Origin of the sequence: Gluconobacter kondonii (genome assembly GCF_002723995.1) — a bacterium.
Taxonomy (GTDB): domain Bacteria; phylum Pseudomonadota; class Alphaproteobacteria; order Acetobacterales; family Acetobacteraceae; genus Gluconobacter; species Gluconobacter kondonii.
The window spans coordinates 1-21208 of the sequence record NZ_BEWP01000008.1; the positions used below are offsets into that span (position 1 = coordinate 1).

General features: G+C 56.4%; 17 protein-coding genes. 1 reads left to right on the forward strand and 16 read right to left on the reverse strand.

The window, feature by feature from the left end; translation table 11 throughout:
* The 9 genes from GKO01_RS10085 to GKO01_RS10125 form a co-directional block, all read right to left on the reverse strand.
* Positions 1 to 1697 (reverse strand): dihydroxyacetone kinase family protein (locus GKO01_RS10085; protein ID WP_099286985.1); only part of this gene is annotated, 1697 nt, incomplete at its 3' end.
* 36 nt (positions 1698 to 1733) lie between these two features.
* Positions 1734 to 2753 carry an ABC transporter permease gene (locus GKO01_RS10090; RefSeq protein WP_099286986.1) on the reverse strand — a complete coding sequence of 340 codons (1020 nt, stop codon included), beginning with the start codon at positions 2751 to 2753 and terminating at the stop codon, positions 1734 to 1736.
* Positions 2743 to 4248: a sugar ABC transporter ATP-binding protein gene (locus GKO01_RS10095; protein WP_099286987.1), complete on the reverse strand. Its 1506-nt coding sequence runs from the start codon at positions 4246 to 4248 to the stop codon at positions 2743 to 2745. Before GKO01_RS10095 ends, GKO01_RS10090 begins: the two co-directional genes overlap by 11 nt.
* A 37-nt stretch (positions 4249 to 4285) precedes the next feature.
* Complete coding sequence (locus GKO01_RS10100) at positions 4286 to 5218, reverse strand: substrate-binding domain-containing protein (RefSeq protein ID WP_099286988.1); 933 nt, start codon at positions 5216 to 5218, stop codon at positions 4286 to 4288.
* Positions 5219 to 5272: 54 nt separating this feature from the next.
* Positions 5273 to 5755 carry an RpiB/LacA/LacB family sugar-phosphate isomerase gene (locus GKO01_RS10105; protein ID WP_099286989.1) on the reverse strand — a complete coding sequence of 161 codons (483 nt, stop codon included), beginning with the start codon at positions 5753 to 5755 and terminating at the stop codon, positions 5273 to 5275.
* A gap of 35 nt (positions 5756 to 5790) precedes the next feature.
* The gene (locus GKO01_RS10110) at positions 5791 to 6600 is read right to left on the reverse strand and encodes a triose-phosphate isomerase (RefSeq protein WP_099286990.1); all 810 of its coding nucleotides are present in this window, start codon (positions 6598 to 6600) and stop codon (positions 5791 to 5793) included.
* Between the two features lie 183 nt (positions 6601 to 6783).
* A complete protein-coding gene (locus GKO01_RS10115; protein ID WP_099286991.1) occupies positions 6784 to 7767 on the reverse strand; it encodes a beta/alpha barrel domain-containing protein in 984 nt (327 codons plus the stop codon).
* 3 nt (positions 7768 to 7770) lie between these two features.
* Positions 7771 to 9480, reverse strand: coding sequence for a glycerol-3-phosphate dehydrogenase/oxidase (locus GKO01_RS10120; RefSeq protein WP_099286992.1), 1710 nt, complete (start codon positions 9478 to 9480; stop codon positions 7771 to 7773).
* On the reverse strand, positions 9477 to 11096 hold the full coding sequence (locus tag GKO01_RS10125) for an FGGY-family carbohydrate kinase (RefSeq protein ID WP_099286993.1): 1620 nt from the start codon (positions 11094 to 11096) through the stop codon (positions 9477 to 9479). Before GKO01_RS10125 ends, GKO01_RS10120 begins: the two co-directional genes overlap by 4 nt.
* A gap of 342 nt (positions 11097 to 11438) precedes the next feature.
* Here GKO01_RS10125 and GKO01_RS10130 point away from each other — a divergent pair, with 342 nt between their 5' ends.
* Positions 11439 to 12890: a phosphomannomutase gene (locus tag GKO01_RS10130; RefSeq protein WP_174694288.1), complete on the forward strand. Its 1452-nt coding sequence runs from the start codon at positions 11439 to 11441 to the stop codon at positions 12888 to 12890.
* A 48-nt stretch (positions 12891 to 12938) separates the two neighbouring features.
* On the opposite strand, the gene GKO01_RS10135 is transcribed toward GKO01_RS10130, so the two are convergent.
* The 7 genes from GKO01_RS10135 to GKO01_RS10165 all read right to left on the reverse strand — a co-directional run bounded on the left by GKO01_RS10135 (position 12939) and on the right by GKO01_RS10165 (position 20996).
* Complete coding sequence (locus tag GKO01_RS10135) at positions 12939 to 13904, reverse strand: hypothetical protein (RefSeq protein ID WP_145994753.1); 966 nt, start codon at positions 13902 to 13904, stop codon at positions 12939 to 12941.
* A gap of 36 nt (positions 13905 to 13940) precedes the next feature.
* Positions 13941 to 14897, reverse strand: a complete 957-nt coding sequence (locus GKO01_RS10140; RefSeq protein WP_244901411.1) for a glycosyltransferase family 2 protein — start codon at positions 14895 to 14897, stop codon at positions 13941 to 13943.
* Entirely contained in the window at positions 14818 to 15768 is a 951-nt protein-coding gene (locus tag GKO01_RS10145) for a glycosyltransferase family 2 protein (RefSeq protein WP_244901412.1), read from the reverse strand. Before GKO01_RS10145 ends, GKO01_RS10140 begins: the two co-directional genes overlap by 80 nt.
* 78 nt (positions 15769 to 15846) lie before the next feature.
* A complete protein-coding gene (locus GKO01_RS10150; protein WP_099286997.1) occupies positions 15847 to 16218 on the reverse strand; it encodes a hypothetical protein in 372 nt (123 codons plus the stop codon).
* A complete protein-coding gene (locus tag GKO01_RS10155; protein WP_099286998.1) occupies positions 16212 to 17315 on the reverse strand; it encodes a glycosyltransferase family 4 protein in 1104 nt (367 codons plus the stop codon). Before GKO01_RS10155 ends, GKO01_RS10150 begins: the two co-directional genes overlap by 7 nt.
* Entirely contained in the window at positions 17315 to 19492 is a 2178-nt protein-coding gene (locus GKO01_RS10160; RefSeq protein ID WP_099286999.1) for a GumC family protein, read from the reverse strand. Before GKO01_RS10160 ends, GKO01_RS10155 begins: the two co-directional genes overlap by 1 nt.
* 16 nt (positions 19493 to 19508) lie before the next feature.
* Entirely contained in the window at positions 19509 to 20996 is a 1488-nt protein-coding gene (locus tag GKO01_RS10165; RefSeq protein ID WP_099287000.1) for an exopolysaccharide biosynthesis polyprenyl glycosylphosphotransferase, read from the reverse strand.
* Positions 20997 to 21208: the final 212 nt, after the last annotated feature.

Here is a 21208-nt window from a genome sequence, read left to right on the forward strand (position 1 = left end):
TCCCTGCCGACGCTGCGTACACAGAGGGCGAGGGACAGGGCACCGGCATCCGGATGGCCCTTGCTGCGCTCGCCATGCATTTTCGCCCGTCCCATCCGGGGCAACAGGTTGCGTGTGTCCTGCGCGGCCTGATAGGCGGCTTCCGCGCCTTCCATCCAGGCTTTGATGAGTTCATGGCCCGCGGCTAGTTCTCGTTCCAGCGTTTCCACAAACGGAACCAGAGCATCCACGAGCGTCTTGTCGCCGGGCTTGGCCCTGCCGAGCAGCATGATGCGTTCCATACTATTGCGGGCGCCCTGAGAAAGCTGCTCGGCACTCGGCAGACGGCCGTCATCGAGGGCCGTGCTGAAGGCCCGCAGGCCTTCCCCCCAGAGCGCGCCCGATGTGCCCCCGGCGCGGTCGGCCCAGGCATCTGCGGCCGTGGCGAGAACCGTGGCAGGACCTGCACCAGCATTGGCCGCGTTGCGGGCGGCGCGGGCCGACGCTGCTGACCCGCGCGCCATGCCCTGTCCATGGTCGCCGTCCCCGGCAAGGGCGTCGATATGCCCCAAGCTGGATTCCTCGGCGGCCAGCATTTTCGCCAGATTTTCCATGACGTCCGCGACGCACGCCCCGCCCTGACGGCCCGCTGCGGTAGCGGAGCGCATATAAACGATCGTTGCTTCATCTTCGACGGCAAGGTCGGCCACGCCGTCTCCGACCAATTTGTCATGGCGCAGGGCTGCGGAATCTACTGGCGCGCGCCAGTACTGCTCAAGATCCTCGTCGAGCCATGTCAGGGTCAGGGAACAGCCCGCCATGTCCAGACTGGTGACATACTCGCCCACCAACGGGGCCACGAGGGTCAGTCCGGCGTTTTCGAACATTGGCGCCAGCGCGTTCCAAAGCACGAAAAGCTCTTCCTGCTTGGTGCTGCCCAGACCATTCAGCAGAACAGCGACACGGCGCGGCGCCTCGTGGGGGATTTCGGCCAGCAGACGGTCGAACAGGATTTTTGCCAGCGCTTCGGGGGAGGGGACGTCCTGTTCATCAATTCCCGGCTCACCGTGAACGCCAAGCCCTAGGGCCATGCGGTTTTTGGGGACCTCGAACAGTTTTTCAGTCTCGCCGGGCAGGGTGCAGCCGTCGAAAGCCACGCCGAAGGTGCAGGTCTGACGGTTCACGCGATGCGCGACTTCCTCGACCTCATCGAGCGTCAGTCCGGCTTCGGCAGCGGCCCCTACGATCTTGAAAATCAGCAGGTCTCCCGCAATGCCCCGGCGGCGTTCGCGGGTGGAGGCGTCCGAGCTGGCCACGTCATCGGCGGTTGCCAGAACGCGGACGTCATAGCCCTCTTCGCGCAGACGGTCGGCAGCAATCCCGAAATTGAGCACATCGCCCGCGTAGTTGCCGTAGCCGAGGATGATCCCACCGCCGAGATCGGCCTGTCGGGCGATGCTTTTGATGGCCTGCGTGGAGGGAGATGCGAAAATGTCGCCTGCTACGGCGGCATCTCCGAAGCCCTTGCCGACATAGCCTGCAAAGGCGGGATAGTGGCCCGAACCGCTGCCCAGCACGACGGCGACTTTGCCTTTCGGGCCGGGCTTTGCCCGCAGAACGCCGCCACGGACGAGGCGCACAAGGTCATGATGGATCAGGCTGAACCCGCGAAGGGCTGACATTGCGAAATTGGATGCGTCGCCGCAAATCTTGGTCATGTGTTTTTCCTCCAGTCGTGTCCCGCAGCGGGACAGTTAGGCTGCATCACGGTTGAGGTAACGACGGGCCAGTGCGTCGAAGGAGATGGCGAGGACAACGATCCCGCCGCTGACGACCGACTGCCAGTAGGGCGAAATTCCGAACAGAACGATGATGTCTTCGATCATGCCGATGATGACCGCACCCAGAACCGCTCCGACCGGGCTGCCGATGCCGCCGGTGGTTGCGACACCGCCAATGACGGCTGCGGCGATGGGGGCGAGAACCCATGTGTCACCGATGGAAGGCTGGGCCGTTCCCAGACGGGCGACCATCAGAATCCCGGCGAGTGCGGACAGGAACCCGGCGAGCGCGAAGGCGCCCATGCGGATGGCGTTGACGCGGATGCCCAGCATCCGGGCGGCGTCCGGGTTGCTGCCGATCGCGTAGATGTAGCGGCCGACGGGCGTGCGAAACATGACGAACGCCACAACCGCCAGACACACCAGAAGCACGACGAACGGCACGGGGACGCCCATGACGAGCCCACGCCCGAGAAAGGAGATGTCACGGGGGATGCCCGTAATGGCCACGCCTTTGGTCGCAACGAGGTTGGCGCCGCCATAAACGCCGGCCATACCGATTGTCAGCACCAGCGAGTGAAGGCGAAGCTGCGTAATGAGCGCCCCGTTCAGCAAGCCGCACCCGGCTCCCATCAGCAGGCACAGAGCCAGCGAAAGCCAGGGGTTCAACCCAAGCTGCACCATTAAAATGCCGCCGACCACGCCCGCCAGACCGCCAATGGCGCCAACGGACAGATCAAGCTCGCCCAGAATCATGAGGACGGACTGCCCGATTGTGACCAGCCCGACAAAGGCCAGCGCACGCGCGATGATCATCATGTTGAATGACGTCAGGAAGTGCGGCGACAGCGCACAGGACGCCCCGAAAATGATGACGAGCGCGGCGATGACGCCGCCCAGCGGATTGCCCACCAGACGCGACACCAGAGCCTTCATGGGCGGTAGTTTCGGTGGCTTGGACGGCGCGGCGGGGAGGGTGGTTTCAAGCGACATGACGGGTCTCCGGGGCGCCGATGATCGCGCCGACAAGCGTGTTGACGTCGGTGGTGGCCTGATCGAACGAACCCGTGATCCGGCCGGAATACATGGTGATGATCCGCGAGGCACAGCGCTGAAGCTCGGTCATTTCGGACGAAACGAGGATGATCCCCACGCCTTCTTCGGCAAGCTGCTGCATGATGCGGTAAATCTGGAACTTGGTTCCGATATCGATCCCTTTGGTGGGCTCGTCGAAAATCAGGACGCGAGGTCTGCGGGCCATCGCGCGTCCGATGATCGCCTTCTGCTGGTTGCCGCCTGACAGATGAACGATTTTTTTGGAGGCGGAGGACGTCCGGACGTCGAACTGCTGGATCGTCTCCGCTACGACGTCATTTTCACGCCGGGAGGAAATGATGCCGCCGCGCTTCATGCGATCCAGAACCGAGAGGCTGATATTTTCTCGCACGCTGAGCAGCGGGAAAATGCCGTGATGCTTGCGCTCTTCGGAGAGGTACACCATCCCCATCGCCACGGCGCGGTCCGTGCGGCCACGGGGGATTTCTTCTCCATCGAGGAAACACTGGCCGGATGTCGCCCGGTGATAGCCAAAAATCGTCTGCATCAGTTCGGAGCGGCCCGCGCCGACAAGCCCCGCAAATCCAAGAATCTCGCCCCGGCGCAGGGTGAAGGAGGCGTCCGAAAACCCCGGGCCTGAAATCTGTTTAGCGCTCAAGATCGTGTCGTTTTCACTGACGGCGAAACGCGGCTGAAACTTCTCTTCCAGAGACACCGAACTGCCGGACATGAGCTGGATCAGGTGTCCTTCCGTCATGCCCGGCATGGGGTAGGTGCCGACGCTGCGGCCATTGCGCAGAACCGTTACCGTGTCGCCCAGCTCAAAGATTTCTTCCATCTTGTGGGAGACAAACACGATCGCGCAGCCGTCATCGCGCAATCTGCGGATGATCCGGAACAGATGCTCGGTTTCGTTCGCCGTCAGCGAGGAGGTCGGTTCATCAAGGATGAGAACCCTGAATTCCTCACGGCAGGCCGCGCGCGCGATCTGAAGAAGCTGCTGGTCCGGCACGCTGATGCGGTTTACCAGATGTCCGGATTTTGCATGAATGCCGAAGCGCTGGATGAGGTCTGCCGCAGCCTTCTCCATGGCACGGCGTGAGACCGTCAGATGTCCGAAGCCGGAGCGGTCGAACGGCATGAACATGTTTTCGGCCACCGTCATGGAACCGAAAAGGCTCAGCTCCTGCGGGACATAGGCGACCTTCGTAAACAGGGTGCGGTCCGCCAGCGCGTCTCCGTCTTCGATCAGGACGCGGCCCTCGTCGGGGGCGACGAGGCCGGTCAGGACCTTGATCAGGGTGGATTTTCCAGCACCGTTTTCGCCAGCGAGAATATGGATTTTCCCCGGCTCCAGCGTCAGGTCCACATGATCGAGCGCGACCACGCCGGGATAGGTCTTCCGTACGGCTTCGATCTGAAGAATTGTCATGGTCGTGTTTCCCTTGTCCTGATCGTACGGCAAGATGTCAGAGGGTTTTGCTGGTCAGAAGATCAATTCCGGTATCGATATATTTGGGTGTCTTCTGTCCCATGGCTTTCTGCCAGGCGGAGATGACGGCCCAGTAACCCTGCATTTCGGGCCGGCTGGAGGCGGAAGATTCCGCTACGCCGTCTTTGATGAGCTGGATCATGTCATTGAGGTTGTCGAGGCCGACTTCCTTGACTTTCCCGGTCTTGCCGCCCTCGCGGATGGCCTGTCCAATGCCCACAGGTCCGGACGCATCGCAGGCGACCCAGCCCACCAGATCCGGATGGGCCTGCATGATGGCGGAGGCCTGTTTCTGTGCGGTTTCGATGCTGTCATTGTCGATCCCCGTCGCGACGACTTTCATGTCGGGGTATTTCGCAAAGACCTTCTTTTCACACTCGGCCCGAAGCGTATGGTTCGGAGCGGTCGGCACGCCCATCATGATGGCAACCTCACCCTTCTTGCCAACAAGGTTCGCCAGCCGCTCGGCCGCCATAGTGCCCTGTTCGCAGAAATCCGCGCCGACGGCCGTGATGTCCATGCCTTCGGGAGGCAGGGAGTCGAACACCGTCATCGGGATTTTCTGGTCCGCTGCTTCGTCCATGGCGGCGCGGTTGCCCTTCTCATCCAGAAGATCGAGGATTAGACCGTCGGGATGGGTCGCGACAGCGCGTTCGATAATGTCGTTCTGCGAAGACACATCGGCTGTCTGCGGCGCGCGATATTCGATCTCGACCGGGCGGCCTGTCGTTTTGGTGATCATGTCACCAGCGGCCTTCGCCCCTGTCATGGCTTTGTCAAACCACGGATGGACCGTCTTGGGGATCAGAACGAAATGCAGGGGCGCGCCACTCTCCGCCGCACAGGCGACGCCGGAGGACAGAACTGGCGCAGCCGCCAGCATTGCCGCAAAAGCAAATGTCGTTTTCATAACTCTGTTCTTTCGAAAATCAGCCAGAACCTGTTCGGACTGAAAGTTTTTATTTCAGCAGCTCATGTCCGCGGAGACGGGCTGCCGGTATTTCCTGCCGAGTGCATCAATTCCGGCAATATTGCGCGCCGATGCACTTTTGGGATCGAAGGTGCAGGCCAGCCAGGCTTCCACGATCGACTTCGCCACTTCCGGTCCGATCACCCGCGCGCCCATGGTGATGATATGCGCGTTGTTCGACAGGGCCGCGCGTTCGGCGGAATAGGTGTCATGCGTCAGGGCCGCCCGGATGCCGGGAATTTTGTTGGCGGAAATGCACACGCCAATTCCGGTTCCACAGCACAGGATGCCCCGGTCAAATTCACCACTCAGAACCGCCAGCGACACGCGCTCGCTCAGTTCGGAATACAGTTCGGCCCGTTCATCTTCGGGATGGGACATGTCAACGACGACATGGCGCCCAAATGTTGAGAGATGCTGGGTCAGAAGTCTCGCCAGCCCTTCGCCGGCGCTGTCTCCACCAATGGCAATACGCATGGTCATTTTTCCTGTTCTTGCGTTCAGGCGACCGTTCAGGCCGCTATTTTGTCCGAAACCAGATCACGCACACTGTCGATGAGGGCCATGAAGTCCGTTGCTTTCCAGGCCGCCCGTCCGATGAACACACCATCCACATCCGCAAGTCCGACATAGCTGCGGATGTTGTCCTGCGAGACGCTGCCGCCATAAAGCAGCGGGATGCGCGCGCCCTCCGCACCTGCGAGGTCCTGCACGACGCGCCGGAGCCGGGTGTGAACGTCCGAGACGAAGCCTGCGTCCGCCGGGCGGCCGGAAGCTCCGATGGCCCAGACCGGCTCATAGGCAATCAGGACATTCGCCAGATCTTTCCGCGCCACACCATGCAGTGCGATTTTGGTCTGCCGGGCGAGCGTTTCGTGTGAGACGCCAAACTCATACTCGTTCAGCGTATCGCCGATGCAGATGAGCGGGCGTAACCCGTGGCGGAGGGCTGCATGAACCTTCAGGTTCACCGTCCAGTCCGTCTCGCCGAAATGCTGGCGACGTTCGGAGTGACCGATTTCCACCATCGAAGCGCCACAGCCCCGGATCATCTCCGGCGAGACTTCGCCCGTCCAAGAACCGCTGTCTTCCCAGTGCATGTTCTGCGCGCCCACCATCAGGGCGCTGTCTTCCAGCACGGTGCAGACATCCTTCAGGGACGTGAACGGCGGGATGACGAAAGGCTGGATCCCCTGCGGCGGAACAAATCCTTCTAAGGCCTGTGCTGAAGCGATGGCTTCGGCCGGTCCCTTGTTCATCTTCCAGCTCGTTCCGATCCAGACCTGATCCATTTCCGACCTTCCGAGAGGCTGAATGTTCATCCCGATTCTCCGTGTTGCAGACCGGCATATGTTAGCTTGAGCGTTAAAGCATAACATAAAAGAGTTACAAATACCAAAAACAACGAAACAAAATTTAGTCAGTTCAGAAGAAAAATCCTCTTTGAGGGCGATTTTCTTCTGAATTCTTGGGAAACCCGCTCTGCTTTATAACACATAAAAATGTTACGCTGCGCGCTCCAGCAGGACCGCTTCGGTCACCACGCTATCCAGATCCGCCTCTCTGAGGGGCGGTACGCCCTGAGCGCCCAGTTTTTCATGATACAGATGCGTTGCTTCTTTCGCAGACAGGGCACCATCGGTTACGCTGCGCATGGCCTCGATCAGTAAAAGCGGGTCATCCGCATCCACAATTTTGCGGCCGAAAAGTGCGGCGCGTGCGCCACAGCACTGCGCCTGGTGGATCAGTTCCAGACAGTCGCGCGTTGTTCCGCTGCTGCCCCCCATGATGCCTACGATCACGGAAGGGTCGAACGCACAGAGTTCGTTCAGGGCGTCGGCGCCATTGAAGGGCACCTTCAGAAAAACGGGGCGTTCTTCACGTCGCAAACCTGCCAGACAGCGGACGATCATGTCGTTCAGATAAAAGCCGCGATCCGGCTGTGCGATCCGGCCTTCATTGGGATTGAAGACCTCAAGGAAATACGAAAAGCGGCTTTCTTCGGCTTCTTCCCGAAAGCGGGCGAATTCTTCCAGCGCAAAGCTGTCCTGTTCGGCGTCACCATTGAAAGTCATGGAATACAGGCCAAGGCTGGTCTGCGCTTTTTTCAGCGATGCCGAGCGGAACGGAACGGATTTCTGGGACTGGTAGGAGCCACCCCGCCCGCGCCACAGATCCGTCGTGTCATTGGCCCGGATCGCAGACTGGATCCGGGTTCCGGCAAAACCGTCTTCCGCGATCAGGGTCTCCAGAATGGAGGCCGACGTCAGCATGATGTCCACGATGTCCTGCTGAAGGATGCCGTGGATCACGTCGACATATTCGCGCCGCGTCCGGAAACGGGAATGACCCTGTCTGGGGTTGCGACGCAGACCTGTGGCGCTGATGCCCGCAGCCATGTCGGAATCCTTGGCATCGGCGAGAATGAAATCCGTACGGTCGTCCTGACCGGCCAGCATGCGCGCGATTTTTTCTTCATAACGGTTCATGGTTCAGGCTCTCAGGGCTGTCTGTGAGGGGGAGGTGTCGGGGAGGTCGCCCTTCAGGTTGTGGCGCTCCTGCGCTTCTTTCCAGGCGGCGCGGCACTGCCGGTCCGTTTCCTGTGCGCTCCATCCGAGAGCTGCACCCACGACACCGCCCACTTCGAGAACGACGTCGGGTGTGAGGAGGCCGCTCAGGGCAACCGGCGTCCGGCGAAAGAGAACATCGGAAAGGGTGCGGACCAGTTCTTCCGAAGCGATGAAGGCCAGTTCGCGACGTGTGTAGGTCGGGAGCGTCCGTAATGGCGCGTCGGCTTCTTTCTGGCAGAACACCGCAAAAGCGCGGGCGCGCGATCCGTACCGTTCCAGCAGAATTCCGGCCCTCTGGCGCGGCATGCCATAGGTCACGAAAAACTCGTCCAGATACGCGGAATAGCGCTCCGGCGTCGGATAGTCGCGGCCGCCGCCAATCGGGAAGTTCTTCGTGGAGAGGTGCCGTGCAGCGCCCAGAGTGTCGAGAAGCTGATCTGCAACCTCTTCGGCCAGTCCACGGAATGTCGTCCATTTCCCGCCAACCAAGGACAGGAGGGGCGTGTCTCCAAGCCGGTTTTCATGCACGATATGATCGCGGCTGATGGCTCCGGGATCGGACGCATCGGTCGCGGGGAGGGGGCGGACGCCACTGTAACGGTAAACTATGTCATCAGAACTGAAGCTGAAGCCGGGGAACAGATCCGCGACCATTCGCAGCATGTATTCCTGTTCGTCATCGGTGCAGATGGCGGTATCGGGATCTTCGATCCGGATATCCGTCGAGCCGACCAGAACGTGACCGTAAAACGGATAGGCCAGACAGATCCGCCCGTCCGGTGTTCCGAAATACATCATGCGTCCTTTGAGTTCGCGCAGAAGCCCGTCATGCCGCAACAACAGATGCGAGCCTTTCGTGCCGCCGATATAACGCGTCGTCTCGCCGAGGACGGCATTGATGCGGTCGATCCACGCGCCTCCCGCATTCACAAGCGCCCGTGTCCGGACATTGCGTGTCTCTCCGGTCATGCTGTCCCTGAGGCGCAGCATGCCATCGGCAAATGAAACCGGAACGGTATAGGTCGCAACCCCGCAGCCGGTCCCGACATTCAGCCCGTCCTGCACACATTCATAACCAAGCCGCTCGGGCTGGGTGATGGCCGCGTCATAATATTGTGCGGTGGCGAGAACATCCGTCGCCATATGCGGCCATTCTTCCCGCGTTCTGCGATTGAGGAAGAGGTTGTGTCGGGGCATGACACGCGCACGGCGTCCCAGAAAATCATAGATCTGAAGCCCGGCTTCCAGCACCAGAGCCCCCCGGTCGGTCATTTTGCTGCCCAGACGCAGGAATTTCCGCACGGACGGGACGATGCCTCCGAACCAGGAGCGGATTGGCAGAACCGTTGGCAGGGGTTTGACCACGTGCGGCGCATTCCGCAGCAGAAGATTGCGCTCCAGAGTGGACTGCGCGACCAAGCGGAATTCACCCGTTTCGAGATATTTGATTCCGCCATGGATCAGCCGCGAGGGCGCGCAGGAGGCGCCGGAACAGATGTCGCTCCTATCGACGAGCAGGACGCGCAGATCCTGTAGGGCCAGTTCGCGAAACAGTCCGGCTCCGTTGATGCCGGCCCCGATAATGACGACATCGAACTCCGCAGTCTCGCGGATATCTTTCAGTCCGCTCATGGCCGTGCTCCCTGTGTCATGGTGCCGGCCATGGCGTAGTTCAGAACCGGTCCGGCCTCCACGAGATCGTTTTCGCGAGATCGTTCTGTCGTGGCAGGCTTCAGCGAGGATGTTCCGCCATCATAAAGATCTGACCAGAACGGCCTCATGGCCTGCGTCAGTGCGACATAACGGCGATAAATTCCCTCATAGACGCGTTCGCGGTCCGGCTGCGGTCTGTAGGTGTGCATCGGCACGTCCTGCGCGGCCACGGCATCTTCAAGGTTTGCGTACAATCCTACGGAAACGCTCGCTGTCAGGGCCGCGCCCAAAGCTCCGGCTTCGCGGACTTCGGGGATGCGGACAGGCATGCCCAGAATATCCGCGAACATCTGGGCGATGGCAGGTTGTCCGCTTCCACCTCCCGAAATTCCGATCCTGCGCACGGGTCCGGTCTGTTTGAGGGCATCAACATGTTCGCGATGATTGAACACCGTTCCTTCCACCATTGCCTGAAACAGATCCGCCCGGTCATGCCAGGACTGCACACCGAACAGGGACGCGCTGGCAGGGGCGTCATAGGGCGATCCGAACAGGAACGGGTGATACAACGGAACCGCAGGACGGGCTCCCGGCTGGGACAGGCGTGCTTCTATTTCCGCAGAAAGAACACGAGCGGCGTCCTGATCGCCGGGCATGAGGATTTTCGCCAGCCATTCGAGATTGCTCGAGGACGCCGGAGAAATCGCCATGCAGTTCCACAACCCGCGGCGATATCCCGCGCGACAGGCCCAGTCTTCCCCGACGACAGGCCGGTCGCGGAAAACCTCGTTGATCGAAAAGGTTCCAGCCGTGATGGACAGATCGCCTGCTCTGGTATGGCCTAGACCGACCGCCGCGGCCGTTACATCATGCAATCCGACCGAAACGGGCGTTCCGGCCACAAGTCCCGTCAGCGCTGCGGCTTCGGCGGTCACAACGCCACCCTGTTCACAGGAGAGGCGCATTTCCGGAAGTGCAGCCCGGATGTCCGTAAGGCCCAGAACATCCAGAAGGTCGTCGCTGTAATCCTGCGTGTACAGATCGGTAAAAGACGTGCTGGCCTCGGTCAGATCCGTTGCGATTTCACCCGTCAGGCAGTAACGGATCCAGTCCTTGGCAAAAATCACGGACCCGATTGCCTGATACCGTTCAGGTTCGTTGTTTCGGATCCAGGCGAGCAGGGTATTCGCCGAATAAACATACGGGCGCTGACCAGCGATCGGGAGTGTCAGATCGGAAATACCGTCACGCTTCCATCGATCGTGAATGGCCGTCGCCCGGCTGTCGAGCGACATGATGCCCCGACCAAGTGGGTTTCTTGAACGGTCAAGTAGAAAAACACCATCCCCATGCGCCGTGACACCGACAGAGGCAATGGCATTTCCGTCCAGCCCCGCGGCGCTCAGTGCATCGCGAATGGACCCAATAACGGCCTGCCACGCTTCGTGCATATCGCGCTCGACATGGTGCGGGCGCTCCATGTGCTGTGCGACACGGCGTCGCCCTGTTCCCACGATGGCCCCTGTGGACGAAAACACAACGGCTTTGGTCGTGGTGGAACCGCTATCGATTCCGATGATGAAATCCCGGCGCATTTCTGGCCCTCCAGACGGCTTCAGTGTCAGGGACACGCAAATTCGAAGGACAGCCATATCACCGATTACGATATATAGAACACATATATCTGTGATATTTTAAGATTTAGTGTGACTTATCACGCTGATGCCCCGATGACGGGCCAGAAATCTGATCTGCTGCGGATAACCTGCACGGTTGTCATCACAGCAACCGTGAGCCATAAAAACAGGGAATGCTTCTTCTTGAGTGGATGCAAAAAGAAGCGCGTCTTACTGCCCGCAATCAGGCACTGATATGTCCAACCATCGCCTGTTTTTCTAACTGTTTGGGACTGATTACATATGAAAATAGCTGACTGGATGGTGGAATCAGGCGTTGCGTTTGGAACGAGCGGCGCGCGTGGACTTGTGACGTCCATGACGGATGCTGTCTGTTTTGCGTATACCGTCGGCTATCTCAAACATTTACGGACGTTGGGAGAGTTTACTCCCGGCACATCCGTCGCCATCGCCGGAGACTTGCGACCGAGTACGCCGCGCATTTTGCGCGCCTGTGCTGCTGCCATTCTCTGGATGGAAGGCCAGCCGGTAAACTGCGGCTTTGTGCCGACGCCTGCTCTGAGCCTTTATGCGTTTGGCAAGGGCATTCCCTCCCTTATGGTGACGGGAAGCCATATCCCGGATGATCGGAACGGCATCAAGTTCAACCGTGCGCGCGGCGAATTTCTCAAAAGCGACGAAGCTGCCATGCGGCATGAGGACGTCACACTTCCGGATGGCTGGTTTGATGAGCAGGGCGCGCTGAAAATTGAGGTCACAGTTCCGTCTCTGACTGATGTGCTGCCGGAATATGTCGCCAGATATGTCGATTTCTTCGGCCCGACAGCGCTTTCGGGTCTGAAACTCGGGGTCTATCAGCATTCCGCCGTTGGCCGGGACGTTCTGGTGTCCGTCGTCGAAGCTCTCGGGGGTGAAGCGCATCCTCTGGGACGCTCCGACGTGTTCGTTTCGGTCGATACGGAAGCTGTGCGCCCGGAAGATGTCGTTCTCGCGCGGGACTGGGCTCAGACCGGAGAGTTCGATGCGATCCTCACGACGGATGGCGATTCCGACCGACCGCTGTTGGCGGATCAGAATGGTCGCTGGCTGCGGGGAGATGTGCTGGGCATTCTCGCGGTCCGCAAGCTTGGCGCCGTTTCCGTCACAACGCCCGTCAGCAGCAATACGGCGCTGGAAGCGTCCGGTGTTGCGCCCTTCGTTCAAAGAACGCGCATTGGTTCGCCGTTTGTCGTGTCAGGCATGACGGATGCTGTGGAGAAGGGCAATGTTCCGTCCGTTGGCTACGAAGCCAATGGGGGCTTTCTGCTCGCCAGCGATATCGAGCATGATGGTCGGCGTCTCGTGGCTTTGCCGACGCGCGATGCCGTCCTGCCAATGCTCTGTGCGCTGGTTTCTGCCAGAAGCGGGCAAAGCGGGCTTGCGGAACTGCTTGAAACACTTCCGCCCCGCTTCACAGTGAGCGACCGTCTGAAAGATGTCCCGACAGATCAGAGCCAAGCCCGTCTGGCCCTCCTGCGCGAGGATGTTCCAGCGGTGAGTGAAGCCCTGGGCTTCGCGGAAGCCTGCGGGCCAGTCACGGCTGTTGACGAAACGGATGGTATCCGGATGACGTTCGAACGTGGCGACATCATTCACCTGCGGCCATCCGGGAATGCGCCGGAACTGCGGGTGTATGTTGAATCGGCGACGTCCGAGCGGGCCGAAGAACTCCTGACACTGGGTCTTGAATCTGTCAGACGCTGGATGGCGTAGGCGATAGGTTCGCGATCAGGCTCTGCCCCTCATTGCGGCTTTGCCTGATCAGTGAGGGTTGAATGCGGGAAGGGCAGGGCCGTAAACGGCGGCGGGGCCGTTCATGATGCCGATCTTTCCGCGGACACCATAAGTCTGGGCTGGAAACTGGATGCTGCTGTAGGGGCTGTCGCTCTGGACCCAGTAATCACTGCTGGCCTTGCCGCCAGACTGGTTGACAAGAATGATCGATCCGGTGGTCATGTAAAGAGAACCTGCCGGTTTTCCGACCAAAGCATGCAACCGGATCGGAGGCGTCTGCGGAGGGGCAAGTTCTATATGCCCGTCGAACGTCCAGGGACCGGAAATGAAGGCGGTTGTCGCGTTATAATCAAGGCGCGATGCGAGCCAGTCCAACTCCATACCGCCTTCGTCATCGACGCCGAGTGTATTGTTGAAAACACCAACATCAACCAGAGCAATCCGCTCTCCGGCATCCACCGGATTGGGAATGGTATAAATCCCTGTCGCATTGTTATGGATCTGAGCATGGGCAAGTCCGAACCCGTAGGCATGGTTCCCGACCGTTAGTCCCCGCCGGAAGTTCGAAATGGAGATGTTCTTCAGTGTAATCGCGGCCGCACGGATATTGTCCTCGTCTTCATTGTCGAAAACGATCCCGTCTGCCTTCGGTTGACCGGCCAAAACAAGATGGTCAATGCTGTTGGCAGCAGTGTCGTAACTTTCAGGCTGCCCCTTACCATCTGACGAGATAATGATTGCTGGTTTTCCATCGGAAAGACCAGATGCATCTAGTACGCCATTCGTGAGTGTCATTGTAAGCGGATTGATCCGCAGTGTATCCTGAAGTTTGTAGACTTGCCCTTTTAAATCAATTCGACAATGGCTTGGCCATGTGGGACACGCTGCGATCATGGTGGCAGGGTCAACCGAATGGGCCGTGGCAAGACAAGTTGAAACACCCGTCGTCATTATACCAAAAACTACGAGAATTTTCAGGAGATGGCCGGTCATGAGGCATGTCTTCCTATGTGCAAAACAAGACGTCTGTCAGGAAAGAATTTTTCCACTGTTGTGTCTGGCTGCTTCGCTCGCAGCGCGGCAGAAATATCCCGACAGTCGCCCTTGAAGCGTCTTGAAATAATAAGCTGCTTTTTCAGATTGTCGACGGACAAGACTAAGACAGACACCAGCGAAAGGACGGATGAAAAATGTCGCGACTGTCTTTAAGGTTGCATGGTTTTTGCGAAGGACATATCCCATTCCAGTTCCGTAATCATAGGCCCGCTCACCGCTTAGGGTAGTGGGTTTGTCCATGTGCCGGACCAGAAGGGTGCGATCATGATACCCTTGCGACCCTGCCGCCATCAGACGTAGAGCAAGATCGGGGCCCTCTGCTGCACCATAGGGGGCTCCAATTCCCAGATTTTCGTCGAACCTATCAATTTTTTCGAACATCTGACGTGGTATGAAAAAATTGAATTCGATCAAGCCTGTCCAGATATTGTGCTGATTTAAATTCTGGCTTCTGGTCAGCCAGCGTCCCATGGTTGTGGGAGCACCATCGAAATTGAGCACAGCGCCAGTAATGAAGCCTGTATCGTCCGTTTTGCAGAAATAGGCATTCACTCGCTCCAGCGTGTCGGGTTCATAAATGCAATCATCGTCCGGAAACGCTATGATATCACCCACTGCGACGCTCGCGCCGAAATTACGAGCATAGCGCAGCCCGCTTATATCTGGACGGAGATGTTTTAACGGCCACTTGGCACTGTATCGTTCGACGATGTCATCATAGATGTTTGATCTACTTTGATCGACGAGAATGACTTCGAAATCTTTGTACGTCTGCTTCTCCAGGCCCTGCAGGAACGCTTCGACCTCCACAGGACGTGCCAAAGTCGAAATCACCAAGGAAAATCTCATTTCAAGAAGCCCTTTTTTTGGAGTGGAGTGTTGCAGCTCGTTCCGGCGTAATGCGGTTCCTGAACAGATCGCCAAGCCCAATCAGATTTCCTAACAAACGTCCTTTACGATCAATGTAATATTCGGGTTTAAGTGATTTGAGGCTATTAATTATGAGGTGGCGTCCTGCGCTTTTTAGTGCATTGGACCACGGATATGTTCCTTTTTGGGCCAAATAGATACAATTAATAATCTGGGAATAGCCCAGTCGAATTCCTGACCCTTTCCCGGTCTTGTTACCAAGATGCACACCTTGTGCGCTGTTAACTTTAACGACCCTGCCGTGAGGCAGAAGAGAACGGGAAAAATCTATATCTTCATACCAGGAATAAAGAGGTAGTCTTTCATCGAAGCGCGCGCCAAGGCGCTTTATGGCGGCGCAACGGAATACCATGTTGCAGCCATATGTGTTGAAAGCATCCTCAATTTTGAAAACCGCTTCCGTATTAGCCTGAGCATTCAGGCGGTTTGCGTCTTCAATTCGCAGCCCAGGTCCCTGCGCACCATCTGCCAGTACCTGGCCTGTGGCCCCCAGAATATTGGGATTGTCGCGAAATGCTTCTAGCATACGGGCGATATATGTCGGGTGAGGGAAAAAATCATCATCGAAAAACAGAATGATATCTTCGTCTTCAAGACGGTCGAGAATAACATTGCGCTGAACGGAAGCTCCTTGATACCCGGTGACGAGCTCGAGTGAAGCCATGTCCCGGAGGGTTTGGGGGATAGCGGAAATATCGTCCGGTTTGGCGTAACTGATGATGATCCTGTCCGGTTTGACCGTCTGGTGCGCCAATTGACGCACGAGTTCTGCTAGAATTTCAGGACGACCACTGGTAGCGATACCCACGACGGTCTGCATTTTTTCCCTGGATGGCACAGCCTCTTCAGCTTTCGTGAGTGTTGGCGGCATCTGTCGATTTTCCTCATGAGAGCTTTGTGGGCGGAAGGCATGTGTCGAGGGCATCTGGGCTATATCGGTCACCATGAATTAATTCGATCCGATATTTACAATACGGTTCCCACGTTGTTGTGCCAGAGAGACGAGGGCATCGCGGGTCTTTGTGGCGTGTGTCATGTCACGGTAAACTGAACATGCATGGTCATTATTGCGGATTGTCAGATTGTAGCGACTATTGACGATTGTTATGAAACGACTATTGGCGTTCCATAAGGCCATGTGGCTGAGTTCATTTGTGGGAACCGGGTCAGAAGCAAAAAGGCGCTTCGAGCCACCATCTGTGACGGTGCACCACAAAACCATTTTTCTGGAAGAAAAATCTGAGGCTTCGTCCTGTGCATAAGCCGGCATGGTGACACTCATGGCAATCAACATGAGCAGTAGGTAGGAATTTGTCAGCATTTGATAAATTCCTCTCGCATGATGTCCAACAGTTGTCTGGCGGCGATCGTCCAGCGGTATTTTTGAACCTGTTCATAGCCTGCGCAGCGGAGGTCATCTGCGCGGTTCGGCTGATCAAGCAATTCGACGACACGTGCTGTCAAATCGGACGGGCCCCGGCCAAACAGAGCGGCCTGGCCGCATACTTCACGCAAGACGGGAATATCGCGGGCCACAACCGGACAGCCGGCTTCCATCGCTTCCACAGGCGGGAGGCCGAAACCTTCATAAATGGACGGAAAGACGAAACAGACGGCATCACTGTAAAGCGCGTGCAGTTCAGCATCCGTGACCCTGCCGACATAGGTTGCGTGCTGCAGGTCAGGAGTGCCTGCACTAAAAACCCGTCCGTTCATTCCACCGCTGATGACGAGTTTGATCCCTCTCTGACTCAATGTTGCGGCCAGATGGTCGAGGGCTGCAAAATCCTTGTGGGGCGCCTTGTTACCAACAGCCAGAACGTATTTGCCGCTTTCCAGACCATTTGCCTTTAAAACCGTTCTGTCTGCCGCAATGCGCGTGGCGTGGTCCGCACCTTCGGTGATAACGCTGATACGTGCAGGATCAATCTTTAAATGACGAGCAATGTCGTTTCTGGAAAACTTTGATACCGTAATGATGCGCGTTTTTCCCAACGCCAGCAGACGATGCAAAATTTTATAATATGCACGAAACTGACGTGAGTAAGATTGCGGCGTTGAAAAGACGCCAGCATCATGGATGACAACCAGTTGTCGACTATGCCGTGACGACAGGTGTAGAGGAGCGGTATTGCCCAGATTGACGAGCAATCCGGATGCAGTGGCTTTTGGAAGGTCAACCTGCTCCCAGATTTGCCCCTGAAATCGACCGCAGGAACGAGCAGGGAAACCAAGATCCATTGAAACTGAAGCGGTGGTGTTTGTCTGGGGTGTCAGGAGTTCCGGACGTGGTAAATCCGGTGGCCAGATCTCCGAAAGAGCACGCGTAATTTCCGTCGCGAAACGCTGGACGCCACTGAGTGACTGGACGGAAAAGCGCCCGTTAAGGAAAATTTTGTTCATTGGAGAAGCGGCCATTACGAGGAAGAGACCAGTTTGCGATAATGGGAGTAGTCACCCATACGAAGGCTTTCTTCCGGTCGCAGGTTTTCGATATCGACGAACGTCAGGACCGCACCCAGGCAGTTTGCATGATGAGTCCGCAAGATTCTCTGTGTTTCGATAACGGCACTGGCAGATGTCTGATGCCATTTGACAGCGATGATGACGCCTTCGGCAAAGGATGCCAGAACACCAGCCTCGGGAAAGCTAAGAATAGGGGGCGTGTCGATAATGATCTGATCATATTCGCCGCGATGCTTCTCTAGAAACTCACCGAGAGCTCCGAAATTTAGTACGCCGGGTTCTCCAGTTTGGCTGGCGACAAAAATATCCAGCCCCGGAAGCGCGTCGTGAACGAAGCCGTCTTCGTGTGCTCTGAGACCTAAAGCCAGAAGGATGCTGGGCCGGTGAGCGTCACAATCGATCAGAAGAGCTCGTTTACCCAGCGCTCCGATGCTGGCAGCCAGCGAAATGGCGAGCGTGGTTTTCCCTTCGCCACTTTCAGCAGAGGTAATGACTGTGATCTTTGTACGGATTGAAGGATTGCCGAAGGTCAGGATGGCTCGCATAGAGTTGAGCATTCGACCATACAAAGAGTCACCGGATGTCAGCTGTTCCCGTAGAGAGCCTCTGAAACGCGGAAGCGCGCCGAGTCCAAACAGGCGAGTTTGTTGTTCCAGTTCAGCCAGTGTTCGCAGGCTACTGCGAGAGCGGTCACGTAGCAGAGCAGCGCCAACGCCCAAGCCTACTGAAATCAGGAGTAAGAGTATACCATACTGTTTCTTAGGAGGGCCAGCTGGTCCAAGGGGTTGGCTAGCTGGCGTTATGAGGCGGGCTTCAGCTTGTTGTATGGTTGTTTCTGCTGAAATCTGACCAAGACGTGAGAGGTAGTCTCGGTACAGACTCTGGGCGGCAGTAGCTTCTCCGACGAGCTGCCGAAGCCGGATGTCGGCATGCTCTTCTTCTGTCACATTAAGCTGCAGGGCGTTTGTGCGCTCTTTGAGGGCATTTACTCGCTGTTGTGCCGTCTCGGCTTCGTATCGAAGGTTTTGTAAAAGCTTCTGACTTTCAATGGAAATCTGAGCGTCTATACGAGCAGCCTGGGCCCGTGCGGCGATCAGTTCTGGATTTTGCTCGAGTGCCGTGGCGGCCAGCGTCGAGATGCGAGCATTAACCTGAGCCTGTTGAAGTCTGAGATTCTGAATGAGCGGAGACGCTGTAATTGCAGTGATCGCTCCAATGCTTCCGCTAGACGTGGCTTCATTATAAATCGCTTGCTTGCTGGCTAAGTCTGCTTCTGCGTCGCCAAGCTCATGATTCATTTGCGTCAGATGGAGATCATTGGGCGTAGAGGGTAGCGCAATACGACCAGCACGCGCAGAATCCCCCCCTGAGTCGTCTCCAAGCAAATGTAGATTATGTTCCTGTCTGTACCGTGAGACTTCTTGTTCTGCTTGAATTGACCTCTCTCTCAAAGGCGCAATCTGTTCCTCCAGAAGAACACTGGCGTTCCGCGCGGCCTGAATTTTGGCCTGTTGTTCAAAATCAAGATAGGCTTTGACGTAACCATTCGCGATAGCCGGCGCGAGTTCGGGCCCCGCAGATCGTGTTGTAATTCCGATGATCGCCGAACGACCATCATTGCTGATGTGCACTTTGCCCATAAGCATGCTCGAAACGATTTCGTCGCGCTGCTTCTGTGTGAGAGGGGCAGAGGGTTTCTCTAGCCCGAATCTCTTTTTAAGTTGGGATAGCAACGAAGGCTTAAAGGCTTTCGCATATTCAGGTGTGTCGGCGAGATGTAGTCGTTGCGTCACCATCAGAGCGATAGTCGGGCTTTTGAGAATGCCGAGCTGCGTATTGAGCGCTACTAGATCTAGAGCACGATCAGCGTATGGACTGAGCTCTGAGGGAGAAATCATGCCGCGAGCGCCGATCGCAATTTCTGCGACAGATTCGTAATAAGGTTTGAGCGTCGCAATGGCGGCGGCTCCCGCCAGAAACGTTCCGCCTGCCACGCAACACATTAGAAGTCTATGTTGGCGCAGGATGGATGAAATCCGCCCCAAACCTGCGAACTCTTGTTCGGGAGCGAAACCTATGTCCATCGGAGGATAGTGTTGTGGGGGCATTGCACCGGAAATTTGGCTCATGAGTGATGTTTCCTGCTCAACGTGCGCCGCGTCTCAGGAAAACGGCAGGGAGAGTTTTCGCAAGAATTGCGATGTCATGCCAGAGGGTCCAGTTACGTACATACCACCGATCCAGTTGAACACGTTCTGCGTAGCCGGTATTACTTCTGCCGCTGACCTGCCACAAACCTGTAATTCCGGGACGAATAGCTTTATAGTAGTCGAAATTTTCACCGTAATGATGAACCTCAGCTTGAACAATTGGCCGTGGTCCTACCAAACTCATATCGCCACGCAATACATTTAGAAGCTGGGGTAGTTCATCAAGGCTTGTTTTGCGAATAAAGTGACCAACGCGAGTAATTCTGGGATCATTACGCAGTTTTTGGGTTTCCTGCCATTCTGTCGCTGCCAGAGGATTGGTCTCCAGTAGATGTTTCAGCAATTCGTCGGAATTTTTGGCCATTGAACGAAATTTTAAGCATTTAAACTCACGTCCATTCTGACCAATGCGGCGATGACCGTAAATTGGCTGACCGCCCTCAAGAGAAATAAGAATATACAATATTACATAAACTGGCAGCGCAAGAATAAAGAGGAAGAGAGCCGTTAGAAAATCAAACGTAAATTTAAGTCGGCGCTGGAGTGGATTTTCCAAATTACTTTTATAAGACAGGATAATAGTGTCATGGCTGAAGTAGGATGACTGCGTCAGGCCATGTGTAGGCATCCCTGAAATTTGCGGGATTAGCGCAAAAGGAACTCGTCTACGCGTTAGCCATTCGATCATGTCGCGCGACTGTGGAGCGCTGGGATCAAGGCAGAGAATAAACTGAAGCCTCGAAGATGCGTTTGCATTTTCAAAGGCAAGAAGAGAATTCATTGCTACTTCGGGGTTCAAGGCGCCAATGATTTCGTAGCTAGACAATGTCTCGCTAGCCAGAACGTGGCGAACTTGAGCTGTTTCTGTGGCGTCACCGATTAAAACGGTAGGGATTTGCCATAACCGAAGCGTATGCAGAACGCGTCTGCAACATTGCCTAAGGAATTCTCCGAAGAAAGGAAAGATGACCCAAGGCAGTAGAAGCGCCATTCGCAGACCAGGAATTTGAAACGCGAATGCCCAAAATCCTGTCGCGAGAAGGGCACAAAAAGCAGCCGTCAGCAAACGACCGAATTCACTCCAGAAAGGGAATCGGGTACGATATTCGCCGTTCGCAAACATATATAACAAAACACCGATGCAGATCGGCATTAATGTTCTCATCGTGTAAGCGACATTGATGCTGGTATCGAGAAAAGGCGGATATCCAGACGATATATTGTGCAGAATTGCGGCGCCCCAACCTCCGAGCCGCACAGAAGCAAACATGGCAATTATGTCGCTTGCAAGAAAGACAAGAAGAATTCTTGATGAGCGATCGGATGTTAACCGAGAGCGAGCGGAGTTGGACGAATTGACCGAACTTCCATCCGGAGAAATCGCGAGAGCGTCTTGCGGGAAGGGAGAATGGAACAGGCTCATCGGTTCTCTACACTAAAGAAGCTACCGAATTGGATAGCGGTGTCACCTCCGCCTCAATTGCCCTTAGGGAGACAGACATTGAAGAACAATTAAGCGGAGGTAAGAATATTAATCTATGGGAAATCTATCCTGTTACTGACATGAAATCACATATGGGTCTACAGGATTAATAGTTAATAAATCGTCATAGCATATATATTTTATATAATTTT

Excerpts from the sequence above, each read along its gene's own strand:
- GKO01_RS10105 (WP_099286989.1), bottom strand. The coding sequence starts at position 5,755 with ATGCGTATTGCCATTGGTGGAGACAGCGCCGGCGAAGGGCTGGCGAGA.
- GKO01_RS10130 (WP_174694288.1), top strand. The coding sequence starts at position 11,439 with ATGGTGGAATCAGGCGTTGCGTTTGGAACGAGCGGCGCGCGTGGACTT.
- GKO01_RS10090 (WP_099286986.1), bottom strand. The coding sequence starts at position 2,753 with ATGTCGCTTGAAACCACCCTCCCCGCCGCGCCGTCCAAGCCACCGAAA.
- GKO01_RS10165 (WP_099287000.1), bottom strand. The coding sequence starts at position 20,996 with ATGAGCCTGTTCCATTCTCCCTTCCCGCAAGACGCTCTCGCGATTTCT.
- GKO01_RS10125 (WP_099286993.1), bottom strand. The coding sequence starts at position 11,096 with ATGCGCCGGGATTTCATCATCGGAATCGATAGCGGTTCCACCACGACC.
- GKO01_RS10145 (WP_244901412.1), bottom strand. The coding sequence starts at position 15,768 with ATGCCGCCAACACTCACGAAAGCTGAAGAGGCTGTGCCATCCAGGGAA.
- GKO01_RS10115 (WP_099286991.1), bottom strand. The coding sequence starts at position 7,767 with ATGAACCGTTATGAAGAAAAAATCGCGCGCATGCTGGCCGGTCAGGAC.
- GKO01_RS10160 (WP_099286999.1), bottom strand. The coding sequence starts at position 19,492 with ATGAGCCAAATTTCCGGTGCAATGCCCCCACAACACTATCCTCCGATG.
- GKO01_RS10110 (WP_099286990.1), bottom strand. The coding sequence starts at position 6,600 with ATGAACATTCAGCCTCTCGGAAGGTCGGAAATGGATCAGGTCTGGATC.
- GKO01_RS10155 (WP_099286998.1), bottom strand. The coding sequence starts at position 17,315 with ATGGCCGCTTCTCCAATGAACAAAATTTTCCTTAACGGGCGCTTTTCC.
- GKO01_RS10095 (WP_099286987.1), bottom strand. The coding sequence starts at position 4,248 with ATGACAATTCTTCAGATCGAAGCCGTACGGAAGACCTATCCCGGCGTG.
- GKO01_RS10100 (WP_099286988.1), bottom strand. The coding sequence starts at position 5,218 with ATGAAAACGACATTTGCTTTTGCGGCAATGCTGGCGGCTGCGCCAGTT.
- GKO01_RS10120 (WP_099286992.1), bottom strand. The coding sequence starts at position 9,480 with ATGAGCGGACTGAAAGATATCCGCGAGACTGCGGAGTTCGATGTCGTC.
- GKO01_RS10150 (WP_099286997.1), bottom strand. The coding sequence starts at position 16,218 with ATGCTGACAAATTCCTACCTACTGCTCATGTTGATTGCCATGAGTGTC.
- GKO01_RS10135 (WP_145994753.1), bottom strand. The coding sequence starts at position 13,904 with ATGACCGGCCATCTCCTGAAAATTCTCGTAGTTTTTGGTATAATGACG.